Source organism: Bermanella marisrubri (assembly GCF_012295615.1).
Classification (GTDB): Bacteria; Pseudomonadota; Gammaproteobacteria; order Pseudomonadales; family Oceanobacteraceae; genus Bermanella; species Bermanella marisrubri.
Genome location: NZ_CP051183.1, coordinates 1,177,414 through 1,200,000, shown reverse-complemented (window position 1 = coordinate 1,200,000; position 22,587 = coordinate 1,177,414). Strand labels below are relative to the sequence as shown.

Here is a 22,587-nt window from a genome sequence, read left to right as displayed (position 1 = left end):
CAGTTCTGCGACACTGACATTGTCGGCACAGACGGGCAAAACGGTGGTACATACAACCAGCAGGCGCTCGTAGAGTTGGCTTTATCGCTTTGGCCACAATTAACAGACGACACCAAAAGCAAACCCTACGTGGTGTTTACTGGCGGTGAACCTGCTCTTCAGTTAACCGAATCCTTAGTCAGTGATTTTCAGCAAGCCGGCTTTGAGTGTGCAGTGGAGAGTAATGGGACATTACCGTTACCGACTAATCTAGATTGGGTTTGCATTAGTCCTAAAGGCACCAGCGAGATTGTGGTCAAGCAATGTGATGAGCTTAAGTTAGTCTATCCTCAAGTGGATTTGTCCCCAGACGCTGTTAGTGGTATCAGTGCCAGCTACTTCTATCTATCACCAATGGCGGACTATGGTGAGCAGAATAGCGGTATGATCATTCGGGAAAATATGCAGGCTGCCACTCAGTATTGCTTAGACCACCCACAATGGCGCATGTCTTTGCAGACCCATAAGCTTTTAGGTATTGATTGATCTGTTAAGGAACCTCACTCTAATAGAGTCATCTAAGCGTAACTTTGACTCGTATAAACCCGTTAGTACATTAATAAGGAACAGCGGTGACACTTTTACTCATTTATCTATTTGTTGCCTTAGGTTTTTCTTTCTTTTGCTCCATTGCAGAAGCGGTACTTTTAAGTGTCACCACCCCATATGTAAACCTTCAAGAAAAAGAAGGTAAACGCAGTGCAAAAGCGTTACGCAAACTCAAGCAAAATATTGATGAGCCTTTAGCCGCTATTCTCTCTCTAAATACGATCGCCCATACCATGGGTGCTGCCGGTGTAGGGGCACAATCTGCTGTGGTGTTTGGCTCTAACGCGCTTGCCATGACATCAGCCGTTCTTACATTTTTGATTTTAGTATTTTCCGAGATTATTCCCAAAACTATTGGTAGTTTATATTGGCGTCAACTGGCACCTACGTTTGCGGTATTACTCAAGTATATGGTCATTATTCTATATCCACTGGTTGCAATGTCGCGCTTATTGACGCGCCAGTTTCAGGCTCATCCAACGTTAGATGGCTTTAGTCGAGATGAATTTGCTGCGATGGCTAAGTTGGGTGAACAAGAGGGTCAATTAGCGGCTCATGAAGCACAAATTCTGCACAACTTATTTCGCTTACAAGAACTTAAAGTTGAAGATGTACTGACTCCTAGAAGCGTCGTATTTATGCAGTCACAGACCTATACAGTCGAGCATTACTTTAATAAGCACAAAAAGAGTCGTTACTCGCGAATCCCATTATATGGCGCCAGCCAAGATGACATTCTCGGTTTTGCTTTACGTACTGACTTGCTGTTGGCACGAGCTAGGGGTAACGGCGAATCGACACTAGAGCAATATAGCCGAAAAATGGAATCCGTATTGGATAAAACCTCATTGCTGCGATGCTTCGAGCTTATGATCAATAACGGAGCTCAGATCCTATCCGTTGTAAATGAATACGGTGATATCAAGGGCATCATTACACAAGAGGATATTTTTGAAACATTACTTGGCTTAGAGATTGTCGACGAAAGTGATGAAGTCGAAGACCTTCGTAAACTGGCACGTGCCCGCTGGCTAAAGCGCGCCAAAGAAATGGGGGTTGATACCAGCAGCCTATAAGCTTTTATTGCAAATTCACCTGTTAGCGCTCACTATTCATTAAAAATAATAAGGAGCTTTCATGAGCGCTATCCTACTTGAAAAGCACGAACATATTGCCACCCTCACACTGAATCAACCTAAATTACGAAACTCTATTTCAGAAATCGAGGTAGTCGATGCCTTTGTCGATGCATTAAATGAGGTTGAGCAAGATTCAGAAATTCGATGCCTGATCATTACAGGGGCAGGCTCCGCTTTTTCTAGTGGTGGTAATATCAAACATATGCTCAACAAAGAGGGTATGTTTGCTGGCGACGCTAACGATATTCGCGAAAGCTACAAAAGGGTCATACAACGTATTCCGCTTGCCTTATATAACTTCCCATTACCAACCATCGCTGCAGTGAACGGCCCGGCTATTGGTGCTGGATGTGATTTGGCCATGTATTGTGATATGCGAATTGCCAGTACCCATGCGAAATTTGCAGAGAGTTTTATTAAAGTCGGTCTCATTCCCGGCGATGGTGGTGCTTGGATTTTGCCTAAAATCGCAGGTATATCATGTGCCGCTGAGATGGCATTCACTGGTGAATCCATTGACGCACAAACAGCATTAAAGTGGGGGTTAGTTAGCCAAGTAGTCGAACCTGAGGCACTTATGTTAGAGGCTAATAATCTTGCACAAAGAGTATCGAATAATCCTCCGCAAGCACTTAAAGCCACTAAGCAATTGTTACGTTCAGCTCAAAACCTGAACCTCGAACAAACTCTTGATTTAAGTGCAGCCATTCAAGCTAGCTTGCATCAGACCGAAGATCATTTGGAAGCTGTACAAGCAATGATTGAAAAGCGGGCGCCGAAGTATAAAGGACAATAACGTGATTCCTAGACTTTTACTTTGTATAACCATTGTCTTACTCGTGGCGTGCGACTCTGGGCTAAAAACAAGTGATTATCGTGGCGGCTATATTACTGAAAGTGGAGACTGTCCCGAATCCGGTGATTTAGGTATGTATTATCGAGATTTAGAAATCGAAATGGGCTTTTACTGCTTTCTAAAAGAATGTGCTTTGGTAAAAGGTCAATCCAGTCCAGGTGGCTTCTTCCATATTGAAACGGATGGAGCCTATTTCGTGAAAGGGAAAATTGGCCCAGAGCAAGCAAAGGGAACCTGGTATCTCAACATGAATGGTAAAGATTGCTCTGGCCACTGGGTTGCGTTAAAAAATCGATAAATGAAGACGAACTGAATCACCGTGACTAAAGCAGCTCAGCAATGGATTAAGCAGTTGGCATTGGAGCCCCACCCTGAGGGTGGCTATTATAAGCGTATCTATGCCAGCGACATAAACACATCAAACAATCAGTTAGTACGCCCTATTTGCACCAGTATTCACTATTTATTGGAAGCGGGCGACTTCTCCGCTTGGCACCGAATTAAAAGCGACGAGCAATGGTTCTTTCATGCTGGCACGGCCCTCATGATCTATGAAATAAATTCTACAGGAAAACTGATTGAGCATAGGCTGAGTGCAAACCATGCGCTCAGTATTGTGATTCCCGCTCATAGTTGGTTTTGCGCGATGACAGAAAACACAAAAGAAGCGTATAGCTTGGTCAGTTGTGTGGTTAGCCCGGGCTTTGTATTTGAAGAGTTCGAGTTGGCCAAGGCAGAAAGCCTAAGCCAACAATTCCCAGAACATAGAGCACTAGTTGAGCGGTTTTGCCGTCAGTAATAGAGCGGATCAAAATCGATCTGAAAACTAAGGCTGCAAGCGCTCTACATTCCAACCAGAATCCGTTTTACGATATAAAAAACGGTCGTGTAAACGATTCACCCTACCCTGCCAAAACTCAATTCGTTCCGGCACGATGCGATAACCACCCCAAAATCCAGGCAAGGGGACTTTGCCTTCCTGAAATTTGTGTTTCATCTGGGAAAACGCCTGTTCAAGCATTTTTCGACCTGTGATCGGCTTACTTTGAGCACTGGCCCAAGCTGCCAATTGACTGTCATGAGGACGAGATAAAAAGTATTCTGTATTTTCAGCAACACTCAATTTTTCCGCGCGCCCGCGAATAATCACTTGTCGCTCAAGTTCAAGCCAACCAAAGTGCAGACAAACCTGACTATTATTGGCAATGTGCTGGGCTTTCTGACTTTCGAGATTAGTATAAAAAACGAAGCCTTTTTCATCATAGTTCTTAAGCAAAACGATGCGTTGGCACGGCATACCATCTTCATCTACCGTGGCGATATTCATAGCGGTAGGATCTTTAAAAAGCTCTGAATCGATGGCTTGACCGAGCCAATGTTTAAACTGAGCGATAGGGTTATCATCCAAGTCTTCACGATGCAGTTCAAAACCACCGTATTGGCGACGAATATTGGATATATCCATGAAAACTCCCTTACAACCTGAATATCAGTGGGATTAATACAAGATTTCTGAGTGTATCAACCGCTATGCCGTTTACAAAGTATTTTTGGGTTAAGCCGTTGAACACGTTAACATATACGTGAATATTTATTGATTGGTTGTATCACATGAGTAAGAGCAAAAAGCGCCCAATTCCGGTTTTCGATCACCCTATCATCGAAACCCATTGCCACTTGGATTATCTCAAAGAGCAATCTATTGAGGATACCGTGGCCACCGCAGCCGAAAAAAATATTGAGAAAATCATTACCATTGCGGTGTCCGGAGACAATCTTGAGACCGTGATGGATATCGCGACTAAGCAAAACTTGGATCGCGTTTATGGCACGCAAGGCATTCATCCCCATCAAGCCGAAGATTTTAACGACGATGTGGAAAAGCAGATTCGCAGCAACGCCCAACATGAGCGTATTCGTGCCATCGGTGAAATTGGTTTGGATTACTTCTACGATCATTGCGATCGTGAAATACAGCTCAATGCCTTCCGCAAACAACTGCAAATCGCCAGTGAAATGGACTTACCTGTTGTTATCCATAGCCGCGAGGCAGACGAGGATACCATTACAGTGCTAAAGGAATTCGAAAGCACATTAAAACGCCGCGGTGTTATCCATAGTTTCACATCTGGTCCTGGTTTAGCACAGTATGCAATCGAGCAGGGGTTTTATCTTGGCTTTAATGGTATTTGCACCTTTAATAAAGCAGAGAACGTGCGCGATATTATTCGTATGACACCGCTGGACAATATTATTCTCGAAACCGATAGTCCTTATCTCACGCCTGTTCCATATCGTGGTAAAGAAAATGCCCCTTGCTATATCCCGTTTGTGGCAGAAAAAGTGGCTGAAGTGAAGGGCATCACCGTAGAAGAACTATTGCCAATTGCTTACCAAAATAGTCAGGCACTATTTTTTTAAATCATTCTTTACGATTAAGGAAACAAAATGTCAGATAAAGGCTTGGTTTTTTGCAAGATCATCTTTCATGATGAACTACCTTGTTTGCAAATTGAACATCCCAAATTTCAGGCCCTTATCTGCCTACAAGGAGCTCAGCTTTTAAGTTTCGTGCCTACTGGAAAGCAAAATTTATTATGGCTCAGCCCGTTAGCAGAGTACAAGACAGAGCAAAGCCCAAGAGGTGGTATTCCTATTTGTTGGCCATGGTTTGGCAATGCAGAGAAAAATCCACCGGAAATTTTTGATGCCGTTACTAATCCCGAACAAGCCCATGGTTTTGCTCGAAACCAATTATTCGATATTGATGAAGTTAATGAAACCGCGCACAAGGTTCAATTATCTCTGATGCTTAGCGATAACTCTGCGACTCGTGAAATCTGGCCACATGCGTTTGAATTAAAAGCAAGCTTTACGTTAAGCGATCATATAGAAATGACGCTATCTACAAAGAATATTGGAAACATCCCATTTAGTTTTACTGAAGCATTGCACAGCTACTTGCCTGCAAACATTAAAACTACGCAAATCACTGGAGCAGAACAGCAAACCTATGTCGACGCACTCGATAAATGGGTCAATAAACTAGAACTAAACCGGATTGGTATTCAAAAAGAAGTAGACAGAATTGTTCGTCATGGAGGGCCTTATCGAATCATTGATTCAGATAAAAAAGAACATTTATTGATCGAAAGTGATGGTAAAGACAGTATTATTTGGAACCCATGGATTGATAAATCGAAGCGTTTAAGCCAATTCCCCGATCACGCCTATCAATCCATGCTCTGTATTGAAAGTGCCAATATCCTAGACAATGTCGTCACATTGGCACCAGGGCAAACACACAGTTTAGATCTCAGTATTAAGTCGGTTTAGACAACCGACTCATACATAATCAAAACGCTTGGCAAACCATTGTGTTAGTGGCTGGTATCCCGCACCTAATAACCGAACCATAAAATGAATAAGATGTGCATCTTGTCCGACCATGATGCGTCGCTTATTTTTTTCAACGCCCTTAATAATGATATCTGCCGCTTTTTCAGGTTGAGTGCGCGCTAGTTTAGAAAAGCTTTTTACCAGCTCTTCTCGATCTTCATCTTCACTAATACGTGCCTGCTTGGCAATGTTAGTATTGATACCACCAGGGTGAACACAGCTTACTTGAATAGAAGGATGACTGAGTGCCATTTCTTGCGCCAACGCCTCAGTATAGCCACGAACAGCAAATTTTGACGCATTGTAGCTGCTTTGACGAGAGATACTAATCATGCCAAAAACAGAACTAATGTTGATAATATGAGCGGATTCAGTTTGCTTCATATAAGGTAAAACGGATTCGACCCCATTTACCACGCCCCAAAAGTTAATATTCATTAACCACTCAAAATCCTCTCGCTTGTTGTCTGAAACCAAAGAGGACAGCGCAACCCCCGCATTATTGAACAACAAATTAATTTGCCCAAAATCTTCATTGACCTGATTCGCGTGTAGCTCGAACGCCTGTTTGTCAGCTACGTCAAGAGCATATGTTTTAACGTCAGTATTAGGAGATCTCTGTTGAATCAATTCTACAGTTTGTTGTAGCTGATCAACCGATAAATCGGACAGCGCCAGCTTGCATCCTTTACTTGCCAATTTAATAGCTAGTGATTGACCAATACCACTGGCAGCTCCCGTGACCATAGCCACTTTTCCCGTCAACTTTGTCATGTGTTTCCTATTTTTATAGTTGTTTTGAAACTTCTCGCTGGAGATCTTGTAATCGAACACTCACATTTTGAGTGTCGAGTTCTAGCCACATACATGCCGATTCAAGACTAAAGAACAGCATGATTTCTACTCCTGAGGACCAGCTCTCGATTGAATACTGGTTCAAAGAACTAAAATTCTGCTCATGATCCACCCCCAAAACCAAGGCAATACGAGTAGCCCGACTGGAGCCTTCTGTATGTAACGCGGATGAAACGTCTTGAACATCTTCAGGAGTCAAGTTTAATTGGCAATGCCTACAGTCAGCCAGTACTAAGTATTGATCGGCAATAGCAGGGTCTTTTCCTTGCTCTCGCTCACTCTTGATAATTGTGGACTTGTCCAAGTCACCCCACCAATACTCAAGAACAACCGAACCCTGTGCATAAACACCGTAGCGACAACTCACTTCACACCCTTAATGCTTTTTTCTTACTTTATAGCAAGCAATGTAGTAAATATGCAATAAAAGGCTGGCTTTGCCTAAGACAATATATCAACCATCAATTTGGAAGGAATTGTAGAAAAGACTGAGCGATAGACCGGTCTAAGGTTCTAATCTGGCCGTCCTGAAAGCGGATATGTAAATATTTAGGACTTTGCTCGACAACAATTCCCTCTCCAAATTGCGAATGTCGCACACTTTGTTGAACACGGCTTTCTTCTTTCGTTTGCTTAGTGACGCGCAGGTCCACTTTCCAGTTCAAGGCGCTAGTATACCGACGCAAATCATTCAACACATTTTTCGAAACTTGAATCGAATTTTGGTGCTGAGCTAATTCATAAAAAGCATCTCGCAGGGACTGCATCGCAGGTGAAGATAAAAATGGACTGACTTGTCGCTGATCTTCCTGAGGATAAAAAATGTGAAGACTCTGCTTTGCCCGCGTCATGGCCACATAAAACAAACGCCTTTCTGCTTCGATACTACTCGCTTGCTGCATTTCTCCCTCGGCTTCGTATGGATAAAATGCGCTGCTAACACTGGGCAAGACAACCGATGACCACTCCAAACCCTTCGCACGATGAATCGAGCTTATCTTGACCCCCTTAGTCACCTGCTGTTGTTTATTCAGTTTTAATTGGCTGAAATGACCAAGCACCTCATTCACTTTTAAGTTAATACTTGTCATAAATCGAACGAATCCTTGCACAGTGGCTATGCGATCATCTGCTTGCTGCTTTGAGAAAGCACCATCACTTAGCCCTTTGTAAAAGTCCGTTTCTCTAACGTAGCGATTAACCAGCTGAAAACCTTTCAGTCGCTTGTCTTGCGTTAATTCAAGAAACAATAGGCGTTCCTGTATTTGCTGTTTTTGCCATGCATTGAACTCGCCGTAATCGATTTGTGAGAGTACGCGCTTAATTGATGATCCTGAATATTGGCTCAGTGCTTGAACCATTGATTGCGCTAATTCATCGAGCATAGTTCGCTTTATCTTTAACGCTGGCAGCACTAAAAAATTGAGCAACATGCGGTACTGACTAGTTTGATCTCGCTTAGCAAAATCACCAGACGCCAACTCAAACAACAGCATAAAATTTTGTAATTCGCTTCGCTCCAAAACCCAAAACTGACTCGGCATGTCATAGGCGATGCCCCGTTGCAATAAGGCTAGCTCTAAAGGTGCACTCATACCCCATAAACGATACAAAACGGCTACATTCTCCGCTCCATGCATTTCAGATTGCGATTCGATACAACTTAATAAACTCGGTATTTCATCCATACAAGGATAAAAATTCACCTGAGTTTTGGGATTACTATCGGCGGCCAATACAGGTAAATCCAACCGGCCTTGGTTTTTATGAATTAAGCTTCCTGCCAACAAAGCCACCTGATGCCCATAACGAAACGAAGTCGTAAGAGGGTATACTCTGGGGTTCTGAAAGCGTTCATCAAAAAGCTTAACCATATAATCACTGTCGCTACCGCGATATTCGTAAATCGTCTGATCAGGATCTCCAATGACCATGACCTTGCTGCGCTCACCAGCAAGAACTTCCAATAAAAATTGCTGAATACCGTTAATGTCTTGATATTCATCAACCAAAATCCAATCCATATGGTTGCTAAACTCTTGAGCGATATCTGGTCGCTGAGTAAACAGCATGCACGGATCATGCAACATATCACCATAACTAATGCGTCTTTGCTGCTTGCGCCATTGCTCAAACGCCTCATAGGTATTCACAAAAAAGCGGCAATGCTCTGGAAGCTGCTGTGCTTTAAATACGACCGCAGCCGGATCCAGACTCGACTTCACCTGCTCCATAAAACTCATCATGGGATCTACCCATTTTTTTCGTTCTTGCAGAATCTCTTGTCGACGATGGCTAGGCGCTTTTTGCTGCATTAAGCGCCATAAGTGAAATTCCATCTCACTTTGGCTAATGGGATCCCCTTGAAACTCACTGAGATAACCCCGTTCGATGAGTGTGCGATAAATTCTCAACCCTAATGCATGAAATGTACGGATCTGAGGCGCTGATGAAGGTAGGCGTAAGCGACTTAATTTGCGGGTAAAATCTTGCTGTGCCGACTTGTTATACATAATGACCAGCATGCGTCGAGGGTTTTGGCCTTGCTCTAACTGACGCTGGATAAAATGGGTTAACGTCGTAGTTTTACCTGCCCCTGCCACAGCCACGACCTTTGCATGGCCTTGAACGTGCTCAATCACAGCTTGTTGTTGTGGCGTAAAAGCTAAAGTAGACACAAATTTCCCAAGGCAAAAACCCGCATTTTACTGCAATTTGAGGTCAGTTTCTTCCATGGCTTAGTCTCATTTTGTTGGCTTTTTGGGTCCTAACTGGCTAAGATGCGCGCAATTTTCAAAGCCTAAAGAGAGTTTTAGGCCCCTACAGGAGAAAACAATGCTTGAAGTAAATGAATACTTTGATGGCAAAGTAAAATCAATTGCTCTACAGACAGAAACCTTGCCTGCAACCGTAGGTGTAATGTCTCCGGGTGAATACGAATTTGGTACAAGCCAAAAAGAAGTGATGACGGTGGTGAGTGGTGCGTTGACCATTCGCTTCCCTGGTACAGAAGAGTGGAAAACCTTCAAGCAAGGGGAACAATTTGAGCTAGATGCCAATGTCAAATTTGGTGTTAAAGTAGAGATAGAAACCGCGTATTTCTGTACCTACGAGTAATTAAATACTGTAAAACTCTGGCCCTATTAGGGCCAGAGTAAGCAAAAGTAGCAACGCGCAAAACTCCTATATTCAACTATACTAAAGGCAATCGGTGCATATGGATATTTGACACTATGTCTTTGCTCAGACCAGTAATAAAGTGCTCTCTCCTTCCATGGCTGGTCGCAACAAGCTTTATATCCCACAAGACCAATGCTGAGGATTACTTTTCCCTATCGTTAGATGAACTCATGCAAATCAAGATTGATGTTGCATCCAACATCCCCAAAACCGTCAATAAGCAGCCCAGCACAGTTACACTAATAACCCGAGATATGATTGAGCGCTCCAATGCGGTGTATTTAATGGATTTGTTACAGAACGTCCCAGGGTTTTGGGCAGGTGCAGATACTATTGGTACCTTCTCACTTAGTTTTCGTGGTATCTGGGGAATGGAGGCCAAGATTTTATTAATTGTGGATGGTATAGAACAAAACGAGCTGTCATTTGGATCATTGCCATTAGGTAATCGCTTTCCTGTTTCTACCATTGAACAAATAGAGATCATTCGTGGACCGGGTTCTGTGAAATACGGAGGGCAAGCAGCGCTTGCCGTCATCAAAGTGAGCAGTATCAGTCAAAAAACAGAAACAGCCCTATCTTCCCACGCCGAAGTGATTAAGCAGGGTTTGGTTGAGAACAGTATTAGCCTTTATCACGGCGGAACGCTGTCAGATGAAACATCCTCAAGCGCAAAATATGACATGACCTTATCTGCAGGGTATGGAGACTATAGTGTCGCGCGATGGCAAGGCCTAGATGGCTACGAGCAAGATCTCAAGAACTACAGTAATAGCCAACCGCTTCATGCATGGCTGAAACTACAAGAAGGCCAGCAATACATACAAGTTCAGTATGATCGCTTTGAGCAAGAGGACCGTCTTCTTTTTGGCGATGCCGGTTTATTTTATTCGCCCAATGAGCGCTATCAAGAAGCCAACACCTTAAGCTTCGAACATCTGGCCCTGCAAGCATATTCTCGCAGCCCAATCTCTAGTGTCTGGGACTCCGAAAGTAAACTAACACTGGTTAATCAGAAACCATGGAATAGCGATAACCAGTATGGCCAAACCGTTAGTCGAGACGCCACTCGATATCGATTAGATCAAACTTTTTACTGGCACGGAAAGCGTGATCAGGATATCGCCTTTGGGCTTTTCTACTACCAAGAATATGAAAAAGTAACAAGGTCGTTCCTGTTTGATTCTACTACCCGTTTTGACAACGACAATAGTATTGAACAAATAAACGTTGGTGGCTATTTTCAACACAGCCTCTACCTGCCATTTGCCAATGTGACATATGGTGCGCGCTATGAAGATCATGATGCAATTGGTAAAGAGTGGGTACCGCGTCTCGCCATCAACAGCAATTGGGACAGCACTTACCTCAAATTTGTCTACAACCAAGCATTTAAAACACCTCAATTTGACACCTTAGCCAGCGCTAAAAATTCAGGTTCGGCTATAACGAAAACAGAAAAAACGTTATCCACGGAATTAGAGTTGGGATATCGAATCAGCTCAGCTGGACGCCTTAGCTATAACGTTTTCTGGTTAGAGATCCAAGACTTTATCGGTTTCAACCCATCCTCCGCGAGCAATGTCACCTTAGGCGATATTAGTAATTTTGGTCATGAACTCATGTTCCACTGGAAAACAGACGTTATCACGATGAATGCCAGCTACTCATTGTTTTTGGTCGACCAGAACAGTATTGAAGCTATCGGAATAGCGAATGAAAAAAATGCACTCTTGGGCATCCCCAACCATATGCTGAAATTCGACGCGAGTTTACCAATTCAGACGAACGCTTCCATTTACTCAAAGCTGAATATCATCTCTTCACGTTATGCATGTACCACAGACATCAACTTGATCTGTGGCGAACCAGAGAAGCTATCGGAAGAATATGACTGGGAGATCAGTTATCAAAAACGCTATGATAAATGGCGGTATGGTATGGGAATCAAAAATATATTGGATGAAAAAATATTGTACGTTCAACCCTACAGAGGATCTCAATCACCGATACAAGGTTTGCCGCGGCGATTGAGCTTGGATGTACACTATCGCTTTTAAAAACTACAGAATGTCATCAATCATAACAGTGGCAGATTGAGAAGAAGACGAAATCGCTTTAGAGTTCCCTTCTAAGTCTCCCGCTTTTGCGTTGCCCACTCCACTCTTAGAAATGCGTGCCGTGATCACCACTGATTCAAACTCACTGAGCTTTAAATTGTCCATCATTGCCATAGAATCATCTAGCGTCACAGTTACCGGCCATTCACTCACCTGCAATCTCTGCACTGCAAGTGGCATAGGCGGCCCTTGTTCTGCTTTAGCTAGTACGAATAAATCCGCTTGCTCGGGTAGCTGATCCTTCAACGAATCATCAACATTCACCGTCACTTTAATGCTGGCTTTAATGGCATCAAGACGTTCTTGCTCAAGTTCATCCAGTTGATCTGCAGAGAGATTATCTTTGGCTTTATTAATACCGCCGGCAATGGCTTGTCGATTAGGATCACTGGGTGGCATCAAACCCTGTAAGCGCGTCCAGTAACGCACGGCATCCATATAGTTTTGATTTTCATAGGAAGCAATGCCCAGCAAACCCAATACCATAGAATCCCGTGGATTGATTTCTAAAGCATCAATTAACAACGATTCCGTCGCTTTATCTAATACGCGATCGTTCGCAAAAAATTGCGCTTGCGCCAACTGTGCCATGGCTGCGGCTTTATCCGCTTTTTGTTCAGGGTCTAAGTATTGTAAGACCTGACTAAAAGAAAACACGGCTTCATCATAGCGGCCTAAGTCTGATTGAATTCGACCGAGTAGATACCAAGCCTCTACATCTTCTGGCGTTTCGTCTACGACAATCGTCAGGCGCTGCATAAGCTCGTCGGCATTTTCACGCATAGTTGCCATGTCCGTATTAGGATCCATACTGGATTCCAATAACTCTTTAATTATGAGCTCATTTTCACTACCAAGATGCGCGTATAACAACACACCGGAAACAATCAGAATGAATGCCATGATCGGAATCAATGGTTTACCGCTGGTATGATTGGTTTCAGACTTGGAGGATTCGGCGTCTTGCAACAAGTTCTGCTTTACTTCGTCAGTTAATGCTTGGTGATCTTCTTTAGAAATGCGTTCCGCTTTAAGATCGGCATCCAAATCTTTTAGCTGCTGCTTGTAGATTTCAATATTTGCTTGATCACGTACCAGTTCACCGGAGCGTAGACGAATAAACAAAGGCAAGCATAAGAACACAACGGCCAGAGCTGTTAGTACTGCAATTCCTATCCACAAACTGGTCATGCGTCTTTATCCTCTTCGTTACTTCTCTTGTCTGAGTTGAGTAGCGCCTCAGCACGGGCCCGTTCTTCATCACTCATAAGCGCAGATTTGTTTTGTTTCTGGTCTTGGTATTCTTCATCATTAATGCGTTTACGACGTTTGATAATGATGATCGCAATCACGGCAACCAGTGCCAGTAATATCACCGGGCCATACCACAAAGCATAAGTCAGTGAATTGACCTTTGGACGATACAAAACAAATTCACCATAGCGATCCACCATAAAGTCGATGATCTCTTCACGATCATTACCTTGCTTGATTTGCGTATACAATTCGCGTCGCAGATCACTAGAAATGGTGGCATTACTATCGGCTAGGTTTTGGTTTTGACACTTAGGGCAGCGCAGTTCCACTGCTAGTTCGCGAAATAACTCCGCTTTTTTCTCATTCTCTTGCTCACTGCCTTCCGTAAACTGGTAGGCGTGACCTTCCACGATAGCCAGTGACTGAGTACTCAAAAATAAGCCTATGATCAGAAGCAGTGTTTTCATTATTGCTCCTCATTTAATGCGTCATAGTGAGGTTTAATCTTATCCCAGTTGCTGGCAGTAATCGGTCCTTGATGTCGATAACGCACGATACCTTTTGCATCAACAAAGAAGGTTTCTGGTGCACCTGTGACACCTAAATCCATTGAAAGCGTACCGTCTTCGTCATCAACACTAAAAATATAAGGGTCGCCTAAGTCTTTTAGCCAACGACGTGCAGCGTCATTATCGTCTTTGTAATTGATGCCCATAATGGCGATGCCTTGCTGCGATAAATCCACAAGGAACGGGTGCTCCACTTTACAACTCACACACCAAGTGCCCCATACATTGATCAGCAATGGCTGACCTAGAATATCGGCTTTGGTCTTGTTCTCATCGGACAAAAGAATCGGCAACTCAAATTCAGGAAACGGTTTATCAATCAGTGCCGACGGAATGTCTTTAGGATCTAAATACAGTCCACGCCAAAGTAGAACACCGAGCAAAAAGAAAATAATAAAAGGTATAAATAGCATCCAACGTTTCATAATCTTTCCTTAAGCTCGACGAGGAGCCATGCGATAGCGCTTGTCTAAAACAGCTAATACTGAACCAAAGGCCATGAAAATTGCTCCCAACCACAACCAGCGCACATAAGGCTTGTAGTGAATACGCAGTGCCCAAGCGTCACCAGCTAAAGGTTCACCGAGCGCCACATACAAATCACGGAACAAGCCTGCGTCGATATCTGCTTCCGTCATCATATTGCTCTGCACTTTATAATGACGCTTCTGTGGTTTCATGGTGTTGTAGAACTTGTCGTTGTAGAACACACGAATCACACCTTCATCGGCAATATAGTTTGGCCCAGGTACTTTGCGTACACCATCAAAGACAAACTCATAACCGGATGCTTCGATTCGATCACCGGGCTCCATACGCACGTTATGTTCTTGTGTGTAGTTAGAAACAATGGTGATACCAATAGCGGTAATGGCCACACCGATGTGGGCGCACACCATTCCGTAATAACTAGGCGTGAGTTTCTTCAAGCCACTAACGATACCGCTTTTACCATTGGCTTTGTGGTAAACATCCATCAATGTGCCTGTGATAATCCAACTGCTTACAGCAATACCGACTATGATTTGCCAAGTGTATTCCACACCGTAAATCAACGGAAACACAAACGATAAAACAATACTGAACAAGGCCGCTGGCCACAGTTGCTGTGCTATCCATTTTGCGTCGGTTTTCTTCCAGCGGCTGGTCATGCCGATGGCCATAAACAACACCAGTACACACATGATGGGGTTAAAGAACATATTAAAGAATGGTGCCCCTACTGAGATTTTTTGATCAAAGAAAAAATCGGCCACTAGAGGATAGAGCGTACCCAGCAATACCGTGGCAGCGACCACAACCAGCAGTACGTTGTTTAGCAGTAAGAAGCTTTCTTTTGAAATCCATGCAAAACCCACACGAGCAACCACGGTTGGTGCTTTAATGGCGTAGAGCAAAAGTGAACCGCCAATGGCAATAACCAACAGCGCAAGAATGAATAAACCACGATCCGGGTCACTGGCAAAAGAGTGCACGCTGTTCAATACACCAGAGCGCACAAGGAAGGTACCTAATAGACTTAAACTAAACGCGAATATGGCAAGCAGAACCGTCCAGCTTTTGAACGCTCCGCGTTTTTCAGTCACTGCCAAGGAGTGGATTAAAGCAGTACCCACTAACCAAGGAATAAAAGACGCGTTTTCAACTGGGTCCCAGAACCACCAGCCGCCCCAGCCAAGTTCGTAGTATGCCCACCAACTACCAAGCGCGATACCGACTGTTAAAAAGCCCCAAGCGATGGTAGTCCACGGACGACTCCAACGAGCCCAGGCCGCATCTAAGCGACCACTTAACAATGCGGCGACAGCAAAAGCAAACGCCACAGAGAAACCTACATACCCCATGTACAACATAGGCGGATGCACGATAAGACCAAAGTCTTGCAACAACGGATTTAAATCTGCGCCGTCGGCTGGAACATTGGGTAATACACGCTCGAATGGGTTAGACGTAAATAAAGTGAAAAGAATAAAGCCGACACAAATCATGCCCATGATTGCCAGCGCTCTGGCTAAAACGTCGGTTGGCAAATTGCGAGAGAAAATGCTCACGGCGAGTGTCCACATACCGAGCATGAAGACCCACAATAGCAAAGAGCCTTCGTGACCGCCCCAAACGGCGGAAATCTTATACTGCATAGGTAGCAAGCTATTTGAATTATTGGCGATATACGCCACCGAGAAATCATCTAGGGCAAAGCAAATAGCAAGAATAACCAAGGAAAGAAGTAAGAAAGCAAACTGGCCCCAAGCGAGCGGTCGGCTCATAAGCATCCACTGAACACGGCCGGTGGCCGTCCCTAACAAGGGCACCACAGATAACAAGGCAGAAAATACAAGCGCCAGTATGAGCGCGTAATGTCCTAATTCAGGTAACATAAATTCCGTCCTTAATAGCGAGCGCTTTCTAGATCATCTTGCCCTTTGCTATGGGCTTTTTCTAAGGCGTCCGCTACTTCAGGCGGCATGTAGTTTTCATCGTGCTTGGCCAGTACTTCGCTGGCAATGAAGACATTACTCTCGTTGAGCTTACCTAGCGCAACAATTCCCTGATTTTCGCGGAACAGATCAGGCAGAATACCTGTGTATTGAATCGTTACTTCGGCAACGCCATCGGTGGCTTTAAACTCCACCGTTAAGTCGTCTTCGGCACGCTTAACACTTCCCTCTACGACCATACCACCAGCACGGATGGTGCGATCTTTGGGCGCTTCGCCATCTGCAATTTGTTGTGGTGTATAAAACAGATTGATGTTCTCTTGCAGAGCCACCAGCATTAAGCCAACAGCAAGACTAATGCCTGCCAACATGAAAAGAATAATGAAAAGACGTTGCTTACGTTGTGGATGCATTACTTCTGCTCCCGGCGAATTTGACGCTCAATATCTTTAATCACGTTTTTCCGCGTTAAAGATGGGGTTAAAAAATTGGTAATCATGATGACTGCGAAAATACCGTAGCAAAGCCAAACATAAGGCCCATGACCACCCATCTCTATGAAGCTGTTAAGACTGTCAAAAAACATTTTGGTTCAGCTCCTATTCTGATAAACCGAGCGTTTGCCGAACCCATTTGGTTCGGCGCTCACGCCACAAGATTTCGTTACGAGTACGAGCAAACACCCAAACCGCAAACCAGCAATAAAACGCAATAATCGTCATAGCCAGAGGAATAAACATCTCCGGCGCCATTGTGGGTTTTTTCGTCAAGGTAATCGTGGCGGGCTGATGTAGGGTATTCCACCACTCTACCGAATATTTAATGATCGGAATGTTGATGGTGCCGACAATGGATAGAACCGCCGCTGCCTTGTTGGCCATGTCTTCGTTTTCAATGGCGTTATAAATGGCAATTACACCAAAATACAAAAACAACAAAATAAGCATGGAGGTCAAACGAGCATCCCATACCCACCATGTGCCCCAAGTAGGTTTGCCCCAGATCGCACCGGTCAGTAATGCCAGAACTGCCATACCCGCACCAATGGGCGCAATGGCTTTACCGACAATGAAAGACATTTTCATTTTCCAGACAAGACCCACAAGCCCGGCCACCGCCATCATGATATAGGCACTTTGACTGAGCAACGCCGACGGCACATGGATATAAATAATGCGAAAACTATTGCCCTGAAGATAATCCGCAGGTGCAAAAGCAAGACCCCAAACGAGGCCCACTGACATTAAGATTGCACCCACCCAAAAGAACCAAGGGCTCCAAAGCTCGCTAATTTGATAGAACCACTTGGGCGACCCCAACTTGTGGTAAAGACGTTTTATTGCTTGCCACATACAACTGACCAATCTAAAAAGATAAAAACTTTATATCCAGTATACGAATTTAACCTCGTAAACCGAATGTTCACGCCATGGCTTTAAAGCCGATCAGCGCGATACTGAAATTCTTAATGCAAAGGCGGCGGCAACGGGTGCCACGACTAAACTCATCGCCAAATACGCCCCCAAAAAGGCGAGATGACCAATGTAAGGATCACCTTGGACACCAGCCTGTACACTGCTGGCGGCAAATATCAATACCGGTATATAAAGGGGTAAAATCAATAAGGGCATTAACATCCCCCCCTTCTTTAATCCCACGGTAAGCGCCGCACCAATAGCGCCAAGTAAACTCAAAATCGGTGTACCAATTAATAAACTCAACATCAGTGGTGCAAAACCGGATTCAGGCAACGATAGCATTAGCCCTAGCAAGGGCGCCATCAGAGTCAGAGGTAAACCGGCTACGACAAAGTGCACCAAGACTTTGACCAAAACAAACAACATGGTTGGCGATGGGCTGACCAATAGCTGCTCTATCGCCCCGTCTTCATAATCTCCTTTAAACATGAGATCCATGCTTAATAGCGTCGCCAACAAAGCGCCCACCCAAATAATGCCAGGCGCAATTTCGCCTAAAAATTGAGGATCGGGGGTCACGGCCAATGGGAATAAACTAGCCACCATTAAAAAGAACATTAATGGATTAAAAAGTTCGCCGCGATTGCGAAATGCAATCAGTAAATCCCGCTTTAATAATGCGTATAAACTCACATAGCCCCCAAGGTTATTTCTTTGTGGGGCACAGATAACTGATGGTGTGTCGTCAGAATAACCAGACCACCCTTGCTACTATGATCAATCAGTAGTTGCTCTAATTGCTCGACACCAGATTGGTCAATGGCCGTAAACGGCTCATCGAGAATCCAGATGGGCTTACTTTGCAGATATAGGCGCGCCAATGCCACCCGTCGCTGCTGCCCGGCCGACAAACTTTGGCTAGGGACATCTTCAAACCCCTTTAAACCCACCTTCTGCAGAGCATCGAAAATCGCATGTTGTGAGGCAGATGGTTCAATCGATGAAAGATTCTCTTGTGGCGTCAAACTGGCTTTCACCCCGACTTGGTGCCCTAAATACAACAGCCCATCGTAAAAACCGGCTCGGGCACGATGCATTGGCTGACCTTTGAATAAAACGTCACCTTCAAAGCCAGCGCTTAATCCCACCAAAATACGAATAAGCGTGCTCTTACCACTGCCATTGGGCCCAGTAATGCGCACAAGTTCGCCACACCTAAGCTCAAAGCTTAAATCTGCGAATAATGTTCGGTCATCTCGTTCACAGTTCAGTTGATTTGCCTGAAGCAAAGGTAATTCTGAACTAAACTCAGTAGACATAGTTTGGAATCTACTCCTGCCCTGTATTTTTTAGGGATTCGGCCGATACCTGTAAGTGACCTTGGTTATTGACCCTGTTAGGTACTTAGGTAGCGAATTTGGCGGGCATTATATACAAATCCCCAGTAATTTACGGCCCAAATCAGGCCAAAAGATATAAAAATGAAGCTAAATCCACCGCAAAATGGCCAATCTTCACCCGATGCATCTGGAATCGGCAAAGCCGCGAACCAGAAGACAGCGCAAAAGCCCAGTGCAAACGCCAATAGTAGCGTCTTGCAGCGCTCGGCTGTGGGTAGCGAAGCCCTATCTGGTTTAAAAAATACCACTGCACAAGTAGTAAAAAGCCAAGCTCTCACACCCGAGAATGCTCAACAGCAATTATCGAACTTGAGCAAACAGCTAAGCGCTCAAGACAGTGATCAACCTATGCAGCAACAAACCCGTTATCTACTATCACAACTGCAAAATGGCAGCGCCGCGAATCAGGCTCAATCCAAGGTCTATATCACTCAACTCAATACTCAAAACACGCTTTTCTCTGTATTGACCAATAAAGCGTATGCCGCAGGCTCCAGTGTACAAATCACGCAAGACTCGTCAGGACAATGGCAACTTCAATCGAGCAAACCCGCACTGCAATTGGAAAAGTGGCTTAGCCAATTTAGGGCTGGGAGTGTAGCAAACCTGACTCCCTTAAAGCTTGATAAAGGTCAGTTGCCTCTGCCATTACTGGCGCAATCATCCATGGGAAACCCGGCATCTCCACAAAACCTTACTGCCTTGGATAGTTTATTAAATAGCCAGCAATTTCAATCGCTAAGCCTAGAACAAAAGACACAGCAACTGATGCAAGGCATGAAAAACAGTGGCCATACATTGGAGAAACAGCTACTTCAATGGGCCAGTAATCAGTTAGGGCAAGGTTCTCAAGGGCGCTCTGGGAACGCTAATAACGCTGACGGTAATGTCTCTGCTCCCAATCTTCAGCGCGGCCTAAAACATGTGCAAAAACAAATGCAGCTGTGGATGCAGCAGGCTCAGCACGTACTAAAACCAATTAACGGTCAGTCTACGCCCTCTTCTCAGCCCACTTCTCAGTCGCCAGATTCATCCTCTTCAACAATGACTGGGGTACAAACTGCATTAGCTTCAAAGACAGTGAGTCAATCAATCTCAAACAAGAACGGTTTAACTTCAGTAAAAAATGAGGTTTTAAATTCGTTAATAAAAATAATGAAACAAGATAGTAAAGGACAATTATTACAACATCAGACGGCTCTAATACAAAACTTACGTCAAGTCATTCAACAGCAACCACAGTTATTCAATGCAAGCGTAGTGCCCAACTGGTCACAAAACAACCATGAGACAGGGAGACTCAATCCTGTTGATTGGATTTCTATATTGGCCACACCCAAAACTACCAGCCACGCTCAAATCAATTGGCCGCCAAACCTAAGTGTTCAACAGCAATTACAAAACACAGCCCAGATCATGCTGGCGCAATTACCTGATAAGGCTTCGGAAGAACAAGCACTGCTTAGACAACTTTTGAACACGGCTCAAAACGTAAACAAAGTACAGCAAGATCAAATTCAGAGCCGAGTGTTTCAAACCAACAGCGACAATACTTTTATTCAAATGAATCTGCCTTACGTCCATCAAAATACTCTTCATTGGTGTGAAGTGGATATTCGAGAGCATGAACAAGAAACACAGCAAGACTCAACCGCAGAAAGAGGCTGGCATCTGGTATTGCGCTTTGAGCAATCAAGCCAAAAAAGCTTTGCCATCGAAGCCAATGTATTAAATAGTAAAGTAGACATAACGCTATGGTCTGCCCATAAAGACCGTTTAAAAGTCTTACAAAACCAGATTGCAGTGCTACGTGATAAATTGAGCAGCGCAGGCTTTCAAGTTCAACAACTACAAACCAAGCATGGTGAGCCAGCGAAAAAAGAACTAACCATAAGCCAATCATTAGTGGACGTACGAACATGAATCAACAACAAGCTGTCGCCCTATTTTATGATGGCGATACCACACCGATAGTAAGTCAAAACCAATTGGGCGAAGCCGCGCAATTTCTTATTGATGCTGCGCTGGAAGCTGGTATTCCCATCTATGAAAATCCGGCACTGATTGAGCAGCTTGCTCATTTAAGCGAAGGGGATGAAATACCGGTAGAGCTCTACCGGCTTATTGCGGAAATCCTTGCCTTTGCATTTTATATCCAAGGCAAGGCTCCAAAAGGATATGACGAAAATCAGTCAGACTGACTGGCCCATTGAACCAATTGCGCCCGTTCCTCATCCGTCATCTTGGTCATGTTCGCCAACGGCATATAACCCGTCTTAACGGTTTGTAAAATCATCGGCTTTTGCGCCACAAGTTCATCCAAAGTTTCCAAATACAAACCCGCTGGCGCCGATGCAAAGGCAGGATGGCTCGGTTCTTGTGCATGACATGCGGCACAGCGCTGCTCACTAATTTGTACCGCTCTTGCATCACTGATGACATCGGAATGGGTTTCAATGGGCTTTGGTAACATAAAACCAATAATGGAAAACAACATGACGGCACCGGCTACCAAAATCCATGGCTGATGATTATCTTGATGTTTAAGATTGAAATAGTGTCGCACAAATGCTGCATTGAAACTGATCAAAGCCAAAACGAGCCAAGCATGCTCATGAGCATACGTCATGGGATAGTGATTACTGATCATGATGAACAGTACAGGCAGCGTAAAGTAATTGTTATGAGTGGAACGTAATTTTGCAAAAGCCGCTGGTTTGGGATCAGGTTTTTCCCCTGCTTCTATAGCTCTTACTAGCTCTCGCTGGGCCGGCATGATGCCAAAGAAAACATTACCCGCCATGATCGTGCCAATCAATGCACCCACATGTAAATAAGCAGCACGATCACTGAATATTTCCCCCAAAGCATATGCCGCTAAGGTTAAACCTAAAAATAAAACAACGGCAAATAGTTTTGCTGAATGCTGTAAAGGGCTTTTAATAAGTAACTCGTAAAAGATAAATCCACCTACAAGAAAACCCAAACTAATAGCAATAGCTTGCCATTGTGTTAGATCCATCTTACTTGGATCAATCAGGTATTGCTCCGCCCCCCAATAATACATGACAGAGAGCAAGGCAAAACCCGTAAGCCAAGTGGTATAGGCTTCCCATTTAAACCAATGCAATTTTTTGGGCATGGCTTCTGGTTCTAACTGATATTTGGCAATCTCATAAATCCCACCACCGTGTATGGACCAAAGGTCCCCTTTTATACCCTTGTCTTTTTTCCATTGCGGAGGCTCGCGTAAGCTCAAGTCTAGCCAAATAAAATAGAAACTCGCACCAATCCAAGCGATGCCCGCTACCACATGGAACCAACGAAAAAACAAATTGAGCCAGTCGAAAAAATAGGCTTCCATAATC

At 44.2% G+C, this 22,587-nt stretch carries 25 protein-coding genes (1 of these 25 only partly in view); 11 read left to right on the top strand and 14 right to left on the bottom strand.

Annotation, left to right across the window (positions count from 1 at the left end; translation table 11 throughout):
• From queE to HF888_RS05495, 5 genes are all read left to right on the top strand, one after another.
• On the top strand, window positions 1-525 hold the 3' portion of the coding sequence (gene queE / locus HF888_RS05515; RefSeq protein ID WP_007016342.1) for a 7-carboxy-7-deazaguanine synthase. The gene continues 147 nt to the left of window position 1, outside the view; 525 of the gene's 672 nt are visible here — the last part of the coding sequence; the start codon falls outside the window, past its left edge; it ends in the stop codon at window positions 523-525.
• 86 nt (window positions 526-611) lie between these two features.
• The gene (locus tag HF888_RS05510; RefSeq protein WP_007016341.1) at window positions 612-1,664 is read left to right on the top strand and encodes a CNNM domain-containing protein; all 1,053 of its coding nucleotides are present in this window, start codon (window positions 612-614) and stop codon (window positions 1,662-1,664) included.
• A gap of 61 nt (window positions 1,665-1,725) precedes the next feature.
• Entirely contained in the window at window positions 1,726-2,523 is a 798-nt protein-coding gene (locus tag HF888_RS05505; protein ID WP_007016340.1) for a crotonase/enoyl-CoA hydratase family protein, read from the top strand.
• A 1-nt stretch (window position 2,524) separates the two neighbouring features.
• Entirely contained in the window at window positions 2,525-2,881 is a 357-nt protein-coding gene (locus tag HF888_RS05500) for a hypothetical protein (RefSeq protein WP_007016339.1), read from the top strand.
• Between the two features lie 21 nt (window positions 2,882-2,902).
• Window positions 2,903-3,382: a cupin domain-containing protein gene (locus tag HF888_RS05495; protein ID WP_007016338.1), complete on the top strand. Its 480-nt coding sequence runs from the start codon at window positions 2,903-2,905 to the stop codon at window positions 3,380-3,382.
• Between the two features lie 27 nt (window positions 3,383-3,409).
• On the opposite strand, the gene pdxH is transcribed toward HF888_RS05495, so the two are convergent.
• Window positions 3,410-4,048 carry a pyridoxamine 5'-phosphate oxidase gene (gene pdxH / locus HF888_RS05490; RefSeq protein WP_007016337.1) on the bottom strand — a complete coding sequence of 213 codons (639 nt, stop codon included), beginning with the start codon at window positions 4,046-4,048 and terminating at the stop codon, window positions 3,410-3,412.
• A gap of 146 nt (window positions 4,049-4,194) precedes the next feature.
• Here pdxH and HF888_RS05485 point away from each other — a divergent pair, with 146 nt between their 5' ends.
• Both HF888_RS05485 and HF888_RS05480 read left to right on the top strand, forming a co-directional pair.
• Window positions 4,195-5,004, top strand: coding sequence for a TatD family hydrolase (locus HF888_RS05485; RefSeq protein WP_007016336.1), 810 nt, complete (start codon window positions 4,195-4,197; stop codon window positions 5,002-5,004).
• A 27-nt stretch (window positions 5,005-5,031) separates the two neighbouring features.
• Window positions 5,032-5,919, top strand: coding sequence for a D-hexose-6-phosphate mutarotase (locus HF888_RS05480; protein WP_007016335.1), 888 nt, complete (start codon window positions 5,032-5,034; stop codon window positions 5,917-5,919).
• 9 nt (window positions 5,920-5,928) lie between these two features.
• Here the strand turns inward: HF888_RS05480 and HF888_RS05475 are convergent, their stop codons facing one another.
• From HF888_RS05475 to HF888_RS05465, 3 genes are all read right to left on the bottom strand, one after another.
• Entirely contained in the window at window positions 5,929-6,756 is an 828-nt protein-coding gene (locus HF888_RS05475) for an SDR family NAD(P)-dependent oxidoreductase (protein WP_007016334.1), read from the bottom strand.
• A 13-nt stretch (window positions 6,757-6,769) separates the two neighbouring features.
• Window positions 6,770-7,204 carry a hypothetical protein gene (locus HF888_RS05470; RefSeq protein ID WP_007016333.1) on the bottom strand — a complete coding sequence of 145 codons (435 nt, stop codon included), beginning with the start codon at window positions 7,202-7,204 and terminating at the stop codon, window positions 6,770-6,772.
• Between the two features lie 94 nt (window positions 7,205-7,298).
• Window positions 7,299-9,515, bottom strand: a complete 2,217-nt coding sequence (locus tag HF888_RS05465) for an ATP-dependent helicase (protein ID WP_007016332.1) — start codon at window positions 9,513-9,515, stop codon at window positions 7,299-7,301.
• Window positions 9,516-9,672: 157 nt separating this feature from the next.
• Between HF888_RS05465 and ppnP the strand changes: the two genes are divergently transcribed.
• Together ppnP and HF888_RS05455 are read left to right on the top strand one after the other, a co-directional pair.
• The gene (gene ppnP, locus HF888_RS05460; RefSeq protein WP_007016331.1) at window positions 9,673-9,954 is read left to right on the top strand and encodes a pyrimidine/purine nucleoside phosphorylase; all 282 of its coding nucleotides are present in this window, start codon (window positions 9,673-9,675) and stop codon (window positions 9,952-9,954) included.
• A gap of 233 nt (window positions 9,955-10,187) precedes the next feature.
• Entirely contained in the window at window positions 10,188-12,077 is a 1,890-nt protein-coding gene (locus HF888_RS05455) for a TonB-dependent receptor plug domain-containing protein (protein WP_007016330.1), read from the top strand.
• A gap of 3 nt (window positions 12,078-12,080) precedes the next feature.
• On the opposite strand, the gene ccmI is transcribed toward HF888_RS05455, so the two are convergent.
• The 9 genes from ccmI to ccmA all read right to left on the bottom strand — a co-directional run bounded on the left by ccmI (window position 12,081) and on the right by ccmA (window position 19,138).
• Window positions 12,081-13,328 carry a c-type cytochrome biogenesis protein CcmI gene (ccmI, locus tag HF888_RS05450; protein ID WP_007016329.1) on the bottom strand — a complete coding sequence of 416 codons (1,248 nt, stop codon included), beginning with the start codon at window positions 13,326-13,328 and terminating at the stop codon, window positions 12,081-12,083.
• The gene (locus HF888_RS05445) at window positions 13,325-13,861 is read right to left on the bottom strand and encodes a cytochrome c-type biogenesis protein (RefSeq protein ID WP_007016328.1); all 537 of its coding nucleotides are present in this window, start codon (window positions 13,859-13,861) and stop codon (window positions 13,325-13,327) included. The genes ccmI and HF888_RS05445 overlap by 4 nt, the downstream gene beginning before the upstream one ends.
• Entirely contained in the window at window positions 13,861-14,388 is a 528-nt protein-coding gene (locus HF888_RS05440; protein WP_007016327.1) for a DsbE family thiol:disulfide interchange protein, read from the bottom strand. The genes HF888_RS05445 and HF888_RS05440 overlap by 1 nt, the downstream gene beginning before the upstream one ends.
• 9 nt (window positions 14,389-14,397) lie before the next feature.
• Complete coding sequence (locus tag HF888_RS05435; protein ID WP_007016326.1) at window positions 14,398-16,341, bottom strand: heme lyase CcmF/NrfE family subunit; 1,944 nt, start codon at window positions 16,339-16,341, stop codon at window positions 14,398-14,400.
• A gap of 11 nt (window positions 16,342-16,352) precedes the next feature.
• A complete protein-coding gene (gene ccmE, locus HF888_RS05430) occupies window positions 16,353-16,814 on the bottom strand; it encodes a cytochrome c maturation protein CcmE (RefSeq protein ID WP_007016325.1) in 462 nt (153 codons plus the stop codon).
• Complete coding sequence (ccmD, locus tag HF888_RS05425) at window positions 16,814-16,987, bottom strand: heme exporter protein CcmD (RefSeq protein ID WP_007016324.1); 174 nt, start codon at window positions 16,985-16,987, stop codon at window positions 16,814-16,816. Before ccmD ends, ccmE begins: the two co-directional genes overlap by 1 nt.
• A 13-nt stretch (window positions 16,988-17,000) precedes the next feature.
• Entirely contained in the window at window positions 17,001-17,753 is a 753-nt protein-coding gene (locus tag HF888_RS05420) for a heme ABC transporter permease (RefSeq protein ID WP_007016323.1), read from the bottom strand.
• A gap of 93 nt (window positions 17,754-17,846) precedes the next feature.
• Complete coding sequence (gene ccmB / locus HF888_RS05415; protein WP_007016322.1) at window positions 17,847-18,512, bottom strand: heme exporter protein CcmB; 666 nt, start codon at window positions 18,510-18,512, stop codon at window positions 17,847-17,849.
• Window positions 18,509-19,138 (bottom strand): cytochrome c biogenesis heme-transporting ATPase CcmA, encoded by a 630-nt coding sequence (ccmA, locus tag HF888_RS05410; RefSeq protein ID WP_007016321.1) that lies wholly within the window; start codon window positions 19,136-19,138, stop codon window positions 18,509-18,511. Before ccmA ends, ccmB begins: the two co-directional genes overlap by 4 nt.
• 162 nt (window positions 19,139-19,300) lie before the next feature.
• Here ccmA and HF888_RS05405 point away from each other — a divergent pair, with 162 nt between their 5' ends.
• On the top strand, window positions 19,301-21,142 hold the full coding sequence (locus tag HF888_RS05405) for a hypothetical protein (protein WP_007016320.1): 1,842 nt from the start codon (window positions 19,301-19,303) through the stop codon (window positions 21,140-21,142).
• Window positions 21,139-21,420 (top strand): EscU/YscU/HrcU family type III secretion system export apparatus switch protein, encoded by a 282-nt coding sequence (locus HF888_RS05400; protein ID WP_007016319.1) that lies wholly within the window; start codon window positions 21,139-21,141, stop codon window positions 21,418-21,420. Before HF888_RS05405 ends, HF888_RS05400 begins: the two co-directional genes overlap by 4 nt.
• Here the strand turns inward: HF888_RS05400 and HF888_RS05395 are convergent.
• Window positions 21,408-22,583, bottom strand: a complete 1,176-nt coding sequence (locus HF888_RS05395) for a urate hydroxylase PuuD (RefSeq protein WP_007016318.1) — start codon at window positions 22,581-22,583, stop codon at window positions 21,408-21,410. The two genes, HF888_RS05400 and HF888_RS05395, sit on opposite strands and share 13 nt — an antisense overlap.
• Window positions 22,584-22,587: the final 4 nt, after the last annotated feature.